The sequence below is a fragment of the Herbiconiux daphne genome, from assembly GCF_024979295.1.
Lineage (GTDB): Bacteria > Actinomycetota > Actinomycetes > Actinomycetales > Microbacteriaceae > Herbiconiux > Herbiconiux daphnes.
Genome location: NZ_JANLCJ010000006.1, coordinates 207926 through 222510 on the forward strand (window position 1 = coordinate 207926; position 14585 = coordinate 222510).

Genomic DNA, 14585 nt, shown 5'->3' on the forward strand with positions numbered 1-14585 from the left:
CGACCGGATGTCACTTCTCGAGTGTCGTCCGGCGCGTCAGCCGCATCAGTCCGAAGCCCGCGAGCACCAGCAGCACCAGTCCACCCACGAGCGGGAACGGGTTGCCACCGGTCAGCGCGAGGCTGCCCGAGTTGCCCGAGCCACCCGCCTGCGCGGCCAGCGGGGTGCTGGTCGAGCCCGACGGAACCGTGGTGCCCGGAGTCGTCGTCACGCCGGGCGTGGTCGGCTCACCGGGGTCGGTGGGGTTGGTGGGGTTGGTCGGATCGGTGGGGTTGGTCGGCGTCGTCGGGTCGGTGGGATCCGTCGGCGTCGTGGGATCGGTCGGATCGGTGGGATCCGTGGGATCGGTCGGATCCGTGGGATCCGTAGGGTCCGTAGGGTCCGTAGGGTCGGTCGGGTCGGTGGGATCGGTCGGGTCCGTCGGGCCGGTGGGATCCGTCGGAACGGTCACCGTCGATCCCCCGGTGGTGCAGTCCCCGATGACGCAGACGGCGTTGCCGCCGATCGTGATCGGAAGATCGATGCCCGGGATGATCTGGTTTCCGCCGCCGATGCTGCCGTCACCGTCGGTGACGATCGTTCCGGTGCCCGAACCCGTCTCGGTGGTGACGGTCGAACCGTCGGTCTCCGAGTCGCCGATCACCGAGACGGCGTTGCCGCCGACGGTGACCGGGATGCCCAGATCAGGGATGATCTGGTTTCCGCCGGCGATGCTGCCGTGACCCGTGGTGGTCGATCCGCCGTTGCCAACTGAGCCGTTGCCGGTGGTGGTGGTGACGTCGGAGTCGCTCGACGAGGAGTCGCCGATCACTGAGATGGCGTTGCCGCCGACGGTGACCGGGATGCCCAGATCGGGGATGATCTGGTTTCCGCCGGCGATGCTGCCGTGACCCGTGGTGGTCGATCCGCCGTTGCCAACTGAGCCGTTGCCGGTGGTGGTGGTGACGTCGGAGTCGCTCGACGAGGAGTCGCCGATCACTGAGATGGCGTTGCCGCCGACGGTGACCGGGATGCCCAGATCGGGGATGATCTGGTTGCCGCCGGCGATGCTGTCGTCACCCGTGGTGGTCGATCCGCCGTTGCCACCTGAGCCGTTGCCGGTGGTGGTGACGTCGGAGTCGCTCGACGAGGAGTCGCCGATCACCGAGATGGCGTTGCCGCCGACGGTGACCGGGATGCCCAGATCGGGGATGATCTGGTTGCCGCCGGCGATGCTGTCGCTCCCCGTGGTGGTCGATCCGCCGCCACCACCTGAGCCGTTGCCGGTGGTGGTGGCGACGTCGGAGTCGCTCGACGACGAGTCGCCGACCACCGAGATGCCGTTACCGCCGACCGTGACGGGTAGGTCGACGACGGGCGCGATCTGGTTGCCGCCGGCGACGCTGTCCTCTCCGCTGGTGCTGGAGCCGTCTCCGGCGCTGGTGCTGCCGGAGCCCGAGGTGCCGGCGCCGCCGTCGGTGGTGCTGACGTCGGAGTCGCTCGACGACGAGTCGCCGATGACCGAGATGCCGTTACCGCCGACGGTGACCGGGATGCCCAGGTCGATCGGCAGCTGGTTGCCACCGCCGACGCTGTCCTCACCCGAGGTGGTGGGGGCGGCTTCGGAGCCCGCCGCGGCGGAATCCGTGGTGGTGGAGTTGGCGGCATCCGTCGACGACGAGTCGCCGATCACCGAGACGGCATTGCCGCCGACGACCACCGGAACCGACACATCGATCGGAACCTGGTTGCCGCCGGCCACACTGTCGTCACCCGACGTGGTCGCGGGCGCAGCGGCATCGGGCGCCTCTGCGTTCGCGGCCGGAGCCGGGTCGGTCGCCGGAGCCGGGTCGGCCACCGGAGCGTCGTCGGTGATGGTGCTGGTGGCGTCGGTCGATGTCGAGTCGCCGATCACCGAGACGGCGTTGCCGCCCACGGTGACGGGGATGTCGACATCCACGACCGCCTGATTGCCGCCGAGCAGGCTGTCGGCACCGGAGGTCGAGAGCTCGACCGGCACCGAGGCCGCCTGTTCGGTCGACGCCGACGAGTCGGAGCTGCCCGAGTCGCCGATCACCGAGACGGCGTTGCCGCTCAGGTCGATGGGCAGGTCGATCGAGACGATCGCCTGATTGCCGGCTGCTGCGCCGTCGTCACCGCTGGTCTCAGCGGCATTCGCGACGCCCGCGCCGAGAGCGCACAGGCCCCCGGTGATGAGGACTGTCCACAGCCCTCGCGAGACGAATTTATTCATGAGTTGAACTCTCCATAACGATTGAATGAGGATGCTCCGATGCGACGGCACAGCGCCGCGGCAGGAGACTTCGGTCCGTTCTCCGCGCGCAGGCGGAGCGGGCCTCACTCAGTCAGGAGAGGTGTCGGTGTCGTAAACAGGCGACGACGGCAGTTCGTCGTTCACCGCCCGACCCGAGAGTGTTGCGAAGGCGGACGCGAAGACCGCGCCCAGCAGAAGATCAGAAGCGACGGATGCCGCGGCGGCGGGTCCCGACGAAGCCCCACCGCTCGACGAACCCGACGTCGGCAGCGCCCCACCGCTGGCGGGGCCGAGCGGGCCCCACGCACCGCCCGGAGCCGCCGGGCGGAACGGCAGACCACCGGAGCCGGCCAGGCCGGCCAGACCCACCGCGGCGGCCGCGGCGATGCCGAGGAGTGCCGCCGATTCGGAGGCGCCCGACCCGAAGAACGAGCCGGTCGAGATGAGGGCGGCCCCGACGACGGCCGCAGGGGCCGACGACGCAGGCGCGCTGGGGCTCGTCGGCACAGCCGGGCCGAGCGGCAGGCCGCCGGGGGAACCCACGCCCGATCCGCCAGCGGATCCCGAGCCGGGAAGGCCAGGAATGCCGGAACCCGGAAGACCGGAACCGGGAAGGCCCGGAATTCCGGGGATCCCGCCCGGCGCGCCACCGCCGGTGACGACCGGCGTCAGAGCGTCATTCGTGGCTGCAACCACGGGGGTCACGGCAGTCGCCGTGCCCTCGAGCACCGTGTCGACCGCGCTCGTGACGGGGGCGGTGATCGTGCCGACCGGCGCCGGCCCGACGATGTCGGACACCACCGGAACACCGGCCACGATTCCGTCGACCGCGTCGACGACGGGGTCGACCAGCTGCGAGACCGGTGCCGATGCGGCCAGCCCGGTGACGGCATCCGTCACGGCCGGAACAACCTCGGCCACCTGACCGACCGGCGCCGCGACCGGCTCGGGAAGACTCTCGACGACGGGTGCGACCACCTCGTCGACCACGGGTGCGACGACCTCGTCGACGACCGGCACCGCCACGTCGCTCACGACAGGGGCGACGACCTCGTCCACGACGGGTGCGACGACTTCGTCGACGGCGGGCGTGACGACCTGCGACGTGGCGCCCGAGACGATGTCGCCGACGCCCCCGGTGACGGCTCCGACCGTGTCGTCGAGGGAGCCGACGGTCTGCGAGACCGACTGGGTCACGCCACCGAGCAGCGATCCGACGGGGGAGTCGGCCTCGTCGGCAGAAGCAGAGGATGAGCCGAAGACGGCGCCCGCGATGATCCAGCAGGCAGCCAGGCCCGACGCGCCCAGACCGATGGCGAGCCACCGTCGGGACGGCTTTTCAATTGAACGATCCACGACAGTCACCCCCTGTGCTGGACGTTTCTTAATCCGACACAACTCCCGTTTTCGACACGTGTCAAGCCTTTTGACTACCGAATTGGGCAATTCTCACGTGAAAAAGGGGCCGGTGCGACTCGCGCACCGGCCCCTCTCGAACACTCTCGCGTCAGGCGATGAGGTAGTCGTGCAGTGCTTCGTCGCGCAGCATCCCGAGCGCCCGGCGCTGAATCTGACGCGCCCGCTCGCGGCTCACGCCGAGGGCGTCGCCGATCTGGTCGAACGACATCGGGTCTTGCCCGTCGAGGCCGAATCGCATGCACACGACGCGCGCCTCGCGGGGCGGCAGGGTGGCCAGGGCCACCTCGAGGTCGTGGTGCTGCAATGATGCGGCAGCGGCGTCGAACGGCTGCAGCTGGGTCGAGTCCTCGATCAGGTCGCCGAGCTCGGCGTCGTCGTCGCCGACGGGCGTGTGGATCGACACCGTGTCGCGACCGTGGCGCAGCAGTTCCTGCACCTTCGCCGGCGGAAGGTCGACGGCGCTCGCGATCTCGTCGATGGTCGCCTCGCGGCCGAGCTCGATCACGAGCCGGCGCTGCATGCGGGTGATGGAGCTGATCTTCTCCGACGTGTGCACGGGGATGCGGATGATGCGGCCGCTGTCCGCCAGCGCCCGGTTGATGGCCTGCTTGATCCACCACGACCCGTAGGTCGAGAACTTGAAGCCGGCCTGGTAGTCGAACTTCTCGACCGCACGCACGAGGCCGATGTTGCCCTCCTGGATGAGGTCGAGGAACGGCAGCCCGCGCTCGAGGTAGCGCTTGGCGATCGAGACGACCAGACGCAGGTTGGCCTGGATGAGCTGCCGCTTGGCGGCCTGCCCGTCGCGGGCGAGCCACTGCAGCTCGCGCTGCAGGCTCGAATCCATCACCGGCTGTTCCTTGAGCTTCGCGTCGGCGAGCACGCCGACCTCGATGCGGCGGCCGAGATCGACCTCGTCCTCTGCTGTCAGCAACGCGGTCTGACCGATCTGGCGCAGGTAGTCCTTCACCGGGTCCTCTGAGGCACCGCGGATGTTCGCCAAGCGCGCCTGCGGCTCGCTCTCATCGATTTCGGTTGCTGAAGCTACAACTGTGCGTGACATCTTCATCTCCGTTATTCAGTCCGTATCCCGGTTGTTCCGAAGGCTATCGCCGCACCAGGGCACCCCCCTAATGGGGGAACGGGGGGTTGACACGACCCGGCTCAAGGTGCCATGCTCTACGGCTTCGTCGCCGGATGGCGGCTGCCGCGCCTTCTAGACTGGAAGCCCCCACACGGTCGGAAGGCGCACGCATGAGCAGCAGGTGGTCGCGCACCGCGCGCGGTCTGCGCGCCGCGGGCATCGCCACCTTCCTCGCCGCCTTCTCGCACGTCGCGGCCGGCGGGGGCGCTCCGGGCGGGGTCGGCCTCGTCGTCGCCCTCGCGCTCTCGGCCATGGTCTGCGTGCTGCTCGCGGGGCGCAGAATATCGCTGCCGAGGCTTTCCATTTCGGTGCTGATCAGCCAATTCGCGTTCCACCTGCTGTTCGGGGTCGGCGCCGGCGACGGGTCGACCTCGCTGGTCGAGACCGCCGGTCACCACGGTCGCCTGATGCTCGCGACGGTTCCGGATGCCGCCGCCGCGCCCGTGCACCCGGCCCACGATCCGGCGCTGATGTGGGTGGCGCACGGTGTCTCGGCGGTGATCACGATCGCGCTGCTGCAGTGGGGGGAGCGGGCGCTCGCGCGCCTGCGCCGACTCGCTCGTGGCGGCATCCGGTCGCTCGTGACGATGCCGCAGCTCGCGTTCGTCGAGCCCGTGCCGCCGCGATCGCCGGTGCGTGCCGACGGTCTGGCCGTGGTCGACCACTTGAGCGACCTCGGGGTGCTGTTCGGTGCCCTTCGGCACCGCGGTCCGCCGGTGGCGGTGGCCACGCACCCCTAGGTCTCATCGGTCGACGCCGGTGGGGCGTTCGTGCGTGCGCGCACCGCATCCCACCGAATCGAACCGGACAGGACCCCTGTGAACAAGAACTCCTTCGCGCGCGCGGCCGCCACCGCTGCCGCCGCACTCGCCGTCGCCACCTCGGTCGCGCTCGGCACACCCCTCGCCGCCAGTGCCCATGTGCACATCGACCCCGGTCAGGCGGCGCCGGGAACCTACCCCACGGTCACCTTCAAGGTGCCCACCGAATCGGCGACCGCCAGCACCATCAGCCTCACCGTCGACCTGCCGACCGACACGCCGTTCACGAGCGTGAGCTACCAGCCCGTGCCCGGCTGGACCACCCGGGTGATCACCGCCACCCTGTCCGCCCCTGTCGTCTCGGGCGACGCGACCGTCACCGAAGCCCCCGTCTCGGTGGTGTGGACGGCCGACCCGGGGTCGGGCATCGCGCCGGGGCAGTTCCAGGAGTTCCCGCTGTCGCTCGGGCCGGTGCCCGACACCGGGCAGGTCGCGCTCGCGGCGCACCAGGGCTACTCCGACGGCACGACGGTCGACTGGTCTGACGCGACTCCGGCCTCGGGAGACGAGCCCGAGCACCCGGCGCCGATCCTCTACATCACCGACGCGCCCCCGGCCGGCGACGAAACGAGCGCGGCGACGACGGATGCCGCGGCCGGCGCGGGCGCCGATGGATCGACCGATGCCGGCTCATCGGCCGACGGCCTGACGGCCTCGACCGACGGAGTCGCGGCGGCGGCTGATGCGGCCGCTGATGCGGGTGTGGCATCGGCGGCCCTGGGCCTCGGCCTCGGCGGCCTGGTGCTCGGAACACTGGCGCTCGTGGTCGCGGCGGTGGCGCTGTTGCGTCGCCCGGCGGCGGGACGAATCGCGGGCTCGAAATGATGCGCGGTGAGGTCCACTCGGTGAGGGCGCGGTCGGGGGGTCGGGCGCATGGGGCGTCGCCATCGCCGTCGCTGTCACCGTCACTGTCGCGTCGGGTTCGCGCTGCTGCGGCCGCGCGCCGGCTGCTCCTCGTGATCGGGGCGACCGGCCTTGCGGCGGCGGGACTCGTCGGCGGGGCGACCATCGGGGCGGTGAGCGGCGCATCGGCGCACGACTTCCTGGTGTCGACCTCGCCGGCCGCCGACTCGACGGTGACCGACACGCTCACCGAGGTGTCGCTCACGTTCAACGAGCCTCCGCTCGACGACGCGGGAGCCGCCATCGCCGTCGAGGTGCACGACCCGAGCGGCGCGAACATCGCCGTCGGCTCGGTGTCGATCGTGAACAGCACCCTCACCACGTCGGTCGCACCGGTGTCGACCGGGCCGCACACGGTGCTCTGGCAGACGGTGTCGGGTGACGGGCACGCCGTGTCGGGCCAGTTCGTCTTCGACTACGAGGGCGCAGTGCCGGGCGCGGCGGGCGGGTCGGGCGCGACGACCCCCACGGGCTCGCCCGGATCAGGGGAGGGCGCACCGAGCTCGACGCCGGCGGCGACGGAGGGGCCGGCCACGCCGACCACCCCCTCGGCGGCCGCGTCCGCCTCGGGCGTGCCACCGACGGCCGAGAGCACGACCAGCGCACCGGCGTCGACCGGCGGGGGAGTGCAACTGCCCTTCCTGCTCATCGGCGTCGGCTCGGCCGCGGCCGTCATCGTGGTCGTCGGTGTCGTCACTGCGGTCGTGCTCGGCCGTCGTCGGCGTTCCACGCCGGCAGCGGCGGCCGCCGGCGATCCCACGAACCCGCCGCCCGCGGCAGGCCCCGGTGCTGCCGACGCCGGCCGACCGCCTAGGGCCTGAGGCCCGCGCGGGCTGTCCCGAACGAGTCATCCTCCGGCCCGCCGTGGCACGGCCGGAGGACGCGACCGGGGCAGCCCGCGCCCGATTCCGCCATCCCACCGAACCGCCGCCCTCCGTCGATGCCACGGAACCGCCGCCACCCGCCTCGTGCGCGCCAGGCGCCGGAACGCGACCGCGCCTCAGACGTCGAGCTCGCGCGCCACCACTCGTGCGGCGACGTCGCTCAGCCGCTCGCCGTGCGACCGGGCGTGATCGCGCAGCAGCGTGAACGCCTCCTCCACACCGACATCCAGCTGGAAGGCGACGACGCCCTTGGCCTGCTCGATCACGATGCGGCTCTGCAGCGCATGCTGCAACTGCTCCCGCGCGAGTTCCGACTCGCGCAGCGAGCGTTCCTGCAGGATGCTGATGGTCGCCACGTCGGCGAGACCCTGCACCACAGCGGCGCTCTCGGGGTCGAGGCGGAGCGGAGCACTCCAGAACACGTTCAGCGACCCCAGGATGGTGCCGCGCGAGCGCAGCGGCACGGCGTGCACCGCCGCGAACCCGCCCTGCTCGGCGCGCTCGCGGAACAGCGGCCAGCGATCCGGCAGCGTCGCGATGTCGGGCACCGAGACGACGACGCCACTCGTGATGCAGTCGACGCAGGGTCCGCCGCCGGCCGACAGCTGGATGAGCTCGACCAGTCGGGTCTCCTCGCTCGTCGAGGCGATCACCTCCAGCGGGCGGCCCTGGTCGGAGAGGATGATGCCTCCCGCCTGGGCGTCGACGAGCGAGACGCAGTTCTCGACGAGCGTCTGCAGCACCTCGACCACGTCATAGGTGTCGACGAGGGTGTCGGCGAGCCTCACGAGCGTGTGCACGAGCTGGGACTCCCGCGTGCCGTCACCCGAACCGTCACCCATGCCGTCAGCCTTCCCCGTCTTCGCGGGGCGCGAACGAGAGGCGCCGTTCGACCACGTCGTTGGCCACCTCGCTCAGCGACCGGCCTGATGAGTAGGCCCGGCCGCGCAACAGCAGCAGGGCGTCTTCGGCCGAGATCGACAGCTGCGCCAGCACCATGCCGGTGGCCTGATGGATCTCGCGCCGCGACGACCCGAACCCCGTCGACGCGAAGTCCGATGCGCCGGCGCCGGCGGCGTCGAGTTCGTCGACCAGGGCGGCGTCTCCCTGAGCTTCGGCCGAATCATCCGTCGCCACCACCCGCCGCAGCACCTGGCGCGCCGCGACCGAGGCGAGCGAGCTCGCGTGGCGGATGTCGGCAGGCGAGAGCCCGCCGGTCGAGGTGGAGTAGAGGTCGACCGCGCCGACGTCGAGCGCGCCGATCACCAGCGGGAAGGCGTAGAGCGCGCCCACGTCGTCGTGCTGGATCGCCTCGATGAAGGGCGGCCACGCCGCCGTGGTCGTGTTGCGCACATCGGGCTCGATGATGGGCACGTGGCGGGAGACGGCATCCCAGCACGGGCCCACCCCGAGGTCGAACTGCAGCTCGTCGAGCCGCGCCGCCTGGCGGTCGCTCGCGCAGATGGTCTGGGTGCCGAAGTCACGCGAGAGCACCGAGATCGACGCCCCGGTGACCGGCAGCACGTCGACGAACGGATCACACAGGCTCGCCCGCGACCGATGGGCGTTGGCGAGCGCGTCCATCGCCGCATCGAACCCGCTCCGTGTGCCCATGACCCCACGGTACCCGTCGCGGGTCGATGCGGATCGACGATTCAGAAGATCCGGTAGCCGATCTCCGCAGGAGCGTCGAGCAGCCGCTCGATCTCGTCGTCGAGCTTGACCAGCGTGATCGACGCGCCGGCCATGTCGAGCGACGTGCAGTACTCGCCGACGTAACTGCGCGCCACCGTGATGCCCTGCGCCGCGAGCTTCTCGTGGGCGATGCCGTAGACGAGGTAGAGCTCGCTGATCGGCGTTCCGCCGAGACCGTTGACCATGAGGGCCACGCGATCGCCGCTCTCGAACGGCAGATCGGCCACCACCGGGTCGAGCAGCTCGTCGACGAGGTCGTTCGCCGGCGCGATCTTCGCCCGGCGCCGCCCGGGCTCACCGTGGATGCCCACGCCGATCTCGATCTCGTCGTCGCCGAGCTCGAACAGCGGCGACCCCTTCGCGGGAGGCGTGCAGGCGGTGAGCGCGAGCCCCATCGTGCGGGTGACGGAGTTGACCTTCTCGCCGATGCGGATCAGCTCGTCGAGGTCGGCGCCCTCTTCGGCGGCGGCGCCGACGGCCTTCATCACGAAGAAGTTGCCGGCCACGCCGCGCCGACCCACCGTGTAGGTGGAGTCCTGCACCGACACGTCGTCGTCGATGAACAACGTCTTGACGGTGACGCCGTCGGCCTGGCTCATCTCCTGCGCCATGTCGAACGCCATCCGGTCGCCGGTGTAGTTGTTGACCAGCAGCAGAACGCCCTTCGGGCCCGCCAGCAGCTTCGTCGTCTCATAGACGTAGTCCATCGGCGGCGCGGCGAACACGTCGCCCGGACACGCGCCGTCGAGCATCCCCTTGCCGACCGTCATCACGTGCGCCGGCTCATGCCCCGAACCCGAGCCCTGGATGATCGAGACCTTGTCGTCGCGAGGCGCGTCTTTGCGCATGATCAGGTTGTATTCGGGAACGTAGGTGAGCGTGTCGGGGTTGGCGAGGGCGAGCCCCTTCAGCATCTCGGGCACGTACTGCTGCGGGTCGTTGACGAACTTCTTCATGGTGTCTCCACTTCTTCTGTGATCCTGTTCGGCCAGTCGGTGTCGAGTCGTTCGAGGATGACGGCCACCGCCACGGCTCCCGCGTCGGGCGAGCCGATGCTGCGCTCGCCGCTGTAGCTGGCGCGGCCGCGTTTGGCGATCATCGAGGTGGTGGCGTCGGCGGCGGCACGGGCGGCGGATGCCGCGGCCGAGATCGTGGCGGCGGCATCCTGGCCCGAGGCGATCGATTGCTCGGCGGCATCCGTCATCGGCACCAGCGCGTCGAGCAGCGTCTTGTCGCCCACGTCGGCGTTGCCGCGAGCCTTGATGCCCTCGATCGCGGAGCGGAGCATCGCGACGACGTCGTCGCCCGAGATCTCGTCGCGGCCCTTCACCACCCCGGCGGCACGGATGAACGCGGTGCCCCAGATCGGCCCCGAGGTGCCGCCGATGCGCCCGGTGATGGCGACGGCGATCTTCTGCAGGAAGGTGCCGATGTCGCTGCGGTCGTAGGAGTCCCAGTCGTTCACCACGACCTCGAAGCCGCGGGCGAGCGAGTAGCCGAAGTCGCCGTCGCCGACCACGGAGTCGAGGTCGCCGAACTGCTTCTCGTTGTCGAGGCAGGTCTGCGCGATCTCGCGCACGACGAATTCGGTGTCGCGAAAGCTGGGACTGGTCATCGTTCCTCCTGGGGGCGGTCGGGCGCGGGGGCGCCGGACGCAGCGTTGGTGCCGGCGGGGGCGGGCGCGGCCTCCGGCACAGCGGTGGTGTCGGGCAGCGGGCGCCGCAGCACCTCGGCCACGTCGTCGAGCGCCACGATGCCGTGTGGCTGGATGCCAAACGGATCGACGAGCACGCCGGCGGGCTGATCGGCGTCGCCGAGCGAGGTCACCACGAGCGACGCGCCGGTGAAGTCCTCGTCGACCGTGTAGGCGCTCACGGTCACCACGGTGCGCAGGCCCGCCGCGAGGGCGGCCCGCAGGCCATTCGCGCTGTCCTCCACCACCACCGCATCGTCGGCGGCGAAGCCCAGGCCGTCGAGGGCGAGCAGATAGATGTCGGGTGCGGGCTTCTTGTGCGCCACCACGTCGCCGGCGTAGACCTCGAACCGCGAGGCCAGCTCGGGCCCCACCGCGTGCTCGAGCACGGCCCGCACCGAGGGCTCGGCCGACGTCGAGGCCACCGCCAGCAGCCAGCCGGATGCCGCGGCCTCGGCCACCAGGCGCGCGATCCCGGGTCGCGCCGGCAGCCGACCCTCGTCGACCAGTTCGGTGTAGATGGCGGTCTTGCGCCGGTGCCACTCGGCGAGCAGGGCCCGCTGCCCGTCGGCATCCGTCGGCAGGCCGTTGGCGGCGACGAACTCGGGGGTCAGCAGGCTCGCCATCCGCTCTTTTCCGCCGCCGATCGTCACCTTCTCGGCGTAGTCGGCATCGCTCCACTGCACGGGAACGCCGAACTCGCGGAAGGTCTGGTTGAAGGCCACCAGGTGCCCGGTGCGTTCGGTGTCGGCGAGCACGCCGTCGCAGTCGAAGATCAGCGAGGGCATGTCACCACGCCTTGCCGGCGCTGCCGAACTTCGCGGCGAGCCCCGTAGTGAGGTCGACGACGTCGCGGCGCACGTGGGCGAAGAGCGACGGCGGGTCCCACTTGTTCTTCTCTTCGGCGGTCTTGAGGAAGGCCAGGTTCGACTTCATGTAGGTGATCTTGAGGTCGGTCGAGATGTTCACCTTCGCGCAGCCGCGCGCGATGAGGTCGGCGAACTGGTCGTCGCTCATGCCGCTGCCGCCGTGCAGGGCGATCGGCACCCCGGTGGCCTCCACCAGGTCGGTGACGCGTTCGAAGTCGAGCTCGGGCTTCTGCGAATACACCCCGTGAGCGTTGCCGATCGACGGCGCGAACACGTCGACGCCCGTGGTCTCGATGAACGACACGGCGGTGTCGAGCGACTGGCGGTGGGCGACGGTGTCGCTGCCGATGCCGTCTTCGACGCCGGTGATCGACTCGATCTCGCCCTCGACGTGCGCCCCGTGCCGCCGCGCCTCGGCTACCACCTCGACGGTCTGCCGCTGGTTCTCCTCCACCGGCAGGGTGGAGGCGTCGAACAGCACCGAGTTCCAGCCGCGCTCGAGGCACTGCGTGATGACCTCGCGCTCGGGGCAGTGGTCGAGGTGCAGCGTCACGGGCACGTCGATGCCCTCGGTCATCGACGTCCACATCGCGAACAGCACGTCGTAGCCGATCTGCTTCACCGTCTTCACCGAGGTCTGCACGATGAGCGGCGAGCGAGCCTCGACGGCACCGGCCAGAACGGCTTCGAGCGTGAGGTCGTTGACGATGTTGATGGCGGGCACGCCGTAACGCTCCTGGAACGCCCGATCGACGATCTGCTTCAATGACACGACCGCCACGGGAACCTCCTCATTCGCCTGCCTTCACGCTAGGCAGCGCGCCGACGGTGGGGAATGGGGGGTTCCCCCACCTGGCCGGTAGGGGAGGGGTAGGGCGGCGCTCGCCGTCAGGAGTGGCCCGCGAGGGCGCGCCGGTTGGGCGCACCGGTCTTGCGCAGGATCGCGCCGACATGCTTTTCGACCGTCTTCACGGAGATGTCGAGGGCGGCGGCGATCTGCTTGTAGGGCAGGCCGTCTTCGACCAGGCTCCGCACCTCGCGTTCCCGCGCGGTGAGGTGGTCGGGGCCGTCGACGCCGGTCGAGCTCGTGAACAGCTCGACGGTCATCAACGAGTCGCCGCGGGCCGCCGCCACCACGGCCCGGGCGAGCCCGGCGGCATCCACGTCGTGCTTCACGAAGCCGACGGCGCCGGCCTGGGCGGCTTCGCGCACGCCGTCGTCGGAGACCGTGTCGACTAGCAGCACCACCGCGGCGTCGCGGTCGATCGCCCGCAGATAGGAGGTCAGCCGCACGCCGTCGATGTGCGGCATCCGCAGGTGGGTGAGCACGACGTGGGGGCGCAACAGGCGGTAGGCGTCGACCACCTGCGACGACTCGGCGATCTCGCCCACCACCTGGATGTCGGGCTCGACGAGCGCGAGCATGCGCACGAGTCCGGCGCGCACCACGGGACTGTCGTGCACCACGAGCACGCGCCAGCGGGAGCGCGACGATCCGTCGAGGTGGGTGGGCGCCTGGTAGGGCAGCTCGACGCGCAGCCGCGTGCCCCAGCCGGGTGTGGAGTCGACCTGCACCGAGCCGCCGAGATGCTGGGCGCGGGCGACGAGTCCGCGCAGGCCGAGCCCCGGGCCGGGACGGGGCCGGGAGGTCGCGCGCGGTCGTGTTGGGTGCGTCAGCTCGGTGATGTCGAAACCGCGCCCGTCGTCGTCGATGAGCACGGCGATGCTCTCGTCGCCGTAGACCACCCCCACCCGGATGCTGCGGGCGCGCGCGTGCTCGAGCACGTTGGTCAGGGCCTCCTGGGTGATGCGGAAGAGCTGGCGCGCCGTCTCGGGCGCGAGCGCGCGCGGCTCGCCGATCACCACGAACCGGGTGGCCACGCCGGCGGTCGACTCCACCCAGCCGAGCTCGAGGGCGATGGCCTCGCCGAGCGAGCGGCCGTCGAGCAGCGAGGGGCCGAGGCCGAGCACGGTGCGGCGGGTCTCGGTGAGGGCGGCGTTCGCGGCGCTGCGCGCCTGGGCGACGGCGGCGCGGGCGGACTCGGCGTCGGGGGCTGGCGGGGTGGCGGCATCCGGGGGCTGTGGGGCGGCGGCGTCCGGGGGCGGCGGGGTGGCGGCATCCGGGGGCTGTGGGGTGGCGGCATCCGGCAGCGTGGCGAGGGCGCGTTCGGCCGAGTCGAGGTGCAGCAGGATGGCGGCGAGGCCGCGGCCCACGGTGTCGTGCACGTCGCGGACGACTCGCTCGCGCTCGCCGAGGGTCGCGGCCTCGCTGGCGCGTTCGGCCGCGAGGGCGTGCAGTCGGGCGTTGGTGATGGCGATCGCGGCGTGCGTGGCGAAGAGTTCGAGCAGGCCGCTGTCGGCGTCGGTGAAGCGGCGGTCGGGGTCGCGGCTGAACACGACGCAGGTGCCGATGACGGCGCCGTTCCAGCGGATGGGCACCCCGATCACGCCGTGCAGCAGGTCGCGTTCGGGCGGCGCGATGTGGGCTCCGGGAACATCGGCATAGCGGTCGAAGATCACGGCGCTGCGCTGCCTCACCACGGCGCCGGTGACGCCCTCGTCGAGCGGGAAGGTCTGGCCCGACTGGCAGCCGACGCCGAGGTCGACCTCTTTGCGGTAGGTGCCGGCCACCTCGTCGACGGTGCAGATCGATCCGCTCTCGCAGCCGAGCAGCTCCATCGTGTGGGTCAGGATGCGTTCGAGCAGCGGCTCGAGCGCGAACTGCCCGGCCAGGTCGTTCGCCATCGCGGCGAGGGTGTCGACTTGGCGCCGCGCGTGTGACGCGTCTTGATCCATGGTGAGACCTCGGGTTCCGCGGTGACCACGTCGTCGCCCGCACGCCTATTCTTCATCGGCGCGGTCGCGGGCACCAGGGGCCGCATGCGCGAGGTCGCGTCGGCGGG

The 14585-nt window shown here is 71.1% G+C and carries 13 protein-coding genes; 3 read left to right on the forward strand and 10 right to left on the reverse strand.

Features of this window, described 5'->3' with window-relative positions; genetic code table 11:
• Positions 1-10: 10 nt before the first annotated feature.
• The 3 genes from N1032_RS17030 to N1032_RS17040 form a co-directional block, all read right to left on the reverse strand.
• The gene (locus tag N1032_RS17030) at positions 11-2233 is read right to left on the reverse strand and encodes a beta strand repeat-containing protein (protein ID WP_259540379.1); all 2223 of its coding nucleotides are present in this window, start codon (positions 2231-2233) and stop codon (positions 11-13) included.
• 108 nt (positions 2234-2341) lie between these two features.
• The gene (locus N1032_RS28305; RefSeq protein WP_310795959.1) at positions 2342-3610 is read right to left on the reverse strand and encodes a hypothetical protein; all 1269 of its coding nucleotides are present in this window, start codon (positions 3608-3610) and stop codon (positions 2342-2344) included.
• A gap of 151 nt (positions 3611-3761) precedes the next feature.
• Positions 3762-4736 (reverse strand): sigma-70 family RNA polymerase sigma factor, encoded by a 975-nt coding sequence (locus N1032_RS17040; protein ID WP_259540380.1) that lies wholly within the window; start codon positions 4734-4736, stop codon positions 3762-3764.
• Between the two features lie 191 nt (positions 4737-4927).
• Here N1032_RS17040 and N1032_RS17045 point away from each other — a divergent pair, with 191 nt between their 5' ends.
• From N1032_RS17045 to N1032_RS17055, 3 genes are all read left to right on the forward strand, one after another.
• Positions 4928-5557, forward strand: a complete 630-nt coding sequence (locus tag N1032_RS17045; protein WP_259540381.1) for a hypothetical protein — start codon at positions 4928-4930, stop codon at positions 5555-5557.
• A 78-nt stretch (positions 5558-5635) separates the two neighbouring features.
• The gene (locus N1032_RS17050) at positions 5636-6463 is read left to right on the forward strand and encodes a YcnI family copper-binding membrane protein (protein ID WP_259540382.1); all 828 of its coding nucleotides are present in this window, start codon (positions 5636-5638) and stop codon (positions 6461-6463) included.
• A 131-nt stretch (positions 6464-6594) separates the two neighbouring features.
• Positions 6595-7362 carry a copper resistance CopC family protein gene (locus N1032_RS17055; RefSeq protein ID WP_259540383.1) on the forward strand — a complete coding sequence of 256 codons (768 nt, stop codon included), beginning with the start codon at positions 6595-6597 and terminating at the stop codon, positions 7360-7362.
• A gap of 179 nt (positions 7363-7541) precedes the next feature.
• On the opposite strand, the gene N1032_RS17060 is transcribed toward N1032_RS17055, so the two are convergent.
• From N1032_RS17060 to N1032_RS17090, 7 genes are all read right to left on the reverse strand, one after another.
• Positions 7542-8267 carry a GAF and ANTAR domain-containing protein gene (locus tag N1032_RS17060; RefSeq protein ID WP_259540384.1) on the reverse strand — a complete coding sequence of 242 codons (726 nt, stop codon included), beginning with the start codon at positions 8265-8267 and terminating at the stop codon, positions 7542-7544.
• A 4-nt stretch (positions 8268-8271) separates the two neighbouring features.
• The gene (locus N1032_RS17065) at positions 8272-9039 is read right to left on the reverse strand and encodes a GAF and ANTAR domain-containing protein (protein WP_259540385.1); all 768 of its coding nucleotides are present in this window, start codon (positions 9037-9039) and stop codon (positions 8272-8274) included.
• A gap of 41 nt (positions 9040-9080) precedes the next feature.
• Positions 9081-10076, reverse strand: a complete 996-nt coding sequence (dhaK, locus tag N1032_RS17070; protein WP_259540386.1) for a dihydroxyacetone kinase subunit DhaK — start codon at positions 10074-10076, stop codon at positions 9081-9083.
• A complete protein-coding gene (gene dhaL, locus N1032_RS17075; RefSeq protein ID WP_259540387.1) occupies positions 10073-10735 on the reverse strand; it encodes a dihydroxyacetone kinase subunit DhaL in 663 nt (220 codons plus the stop codon). Before dhaL ends, dhaK begins: the two co-directional genes overlap by 4 nt.
• The gene (locus N1032_RS17080) at positions 10732-11601 is read right to left on the reverse strand and encodes an HAD-IA family hydrolase (protein ID WP_259540388.1); all 870 of its coding nucleotides are present in this window, start codon (positions 11599-11601) and stop codon (positions 10732-10734) included. Before N1032_RS17080 ends, dhaL begins: the two co-directional genes overlap by 4 nt.
• Before the next feature lies 1 nt (position 11602).
• Positions 11603-12463, reverse strand: coding sequence for a class II fructose-bisphosphate aldolase (locus N1032_RS17085; RefSeq protein ID WP_259540389.1), 861 nt, complete (start codon positions 12461-12463; stop codon positions 11603-11605).
• A 107-nt stretch (positions 12464-12570) separates the two neighbouring features.
• A complete protein-coding gene (locus tag N1032_RS17090; RefSeq protein WP_259540390.1) occupies positions 12571-14478 on the reverse strand; it encodes a GAF domain-containing protein in 1908 nt (635 codons plus the stop codon).
• Between the last annotated feature and the right edge of the window lie 107 nt (positions 14479-14585).

What these genes read in the sequence shown, in the direction of transcription:
- N1032_RS17040 (WP_259540380.1), bottom strand. Translation starts at nt 4,736, where the DNA reads ATGTCACGCACAGTTGTAGCTTCAGCAACCGAAATCGATGAGAGCGAG.
- N1032_RS17080 (WP_259540388.1), bottom strand. Translation starts at nt 11,601, where the DNA reads ATGCCCTCGCTGATCTTCGACTGCGACGGCGTGCTCGCCGACACCGAA.
- N1032_RS17065 (WP_259540385.1), bottom strand. Translation starts at nt 9,039, where the DNA reads ATGGGCACACGGAGCGGGTTCGATGCGGCGATGGACGCGCTCGCCAAC.
- N1032_RS17030 (WP_259540379.1), bottom strand. Translation starts at nt 2,233, where the DNA reads ATGAATAAATTCGTCTCGCGAGGGCTGTGGACAGTCCTCATCACCGGG.
- N1032_RS17045 (WP_259540381.1), top strand. Translation starts at nt 4,928, where the DNA reads ATGAGCAGCAGGTGGTCGCGCACCGCGCGCGGTCTGCGCGCCGCGGGC.
- N1032_RS17060 (WP_259540384.1), bottom strand. Translation starts at nt 8,267, where the DNA reads ATGGGTGACGGTTCGGGTGACGGCACGCGGGAGTCCCAGCTCGTGCAC.
- dhaK (WP_259540386.1), bottom strand. Translation starts at nt 10,076, where the DNA reads ATGAAGAAGTTCGTCAACGACCCGCAGCAGTACGTGCCCGAGATGCTG.
- N1032_RS17090 (WP_259540390.1), bottom strand. Translation starts at nt 14,478, where the DNA reads ATGGATCAAGACGCGTCACACGCGCGGCGCCAAGTCGACACCCTCGCC.
- dhaL (WP_259540387.1), bottom strand. Translation starts at nt 10,735, where the DNA reads ATGACCAGTCCCAGCTTTCGCGACACCGAATTCGTCGTGCGCGAGATC.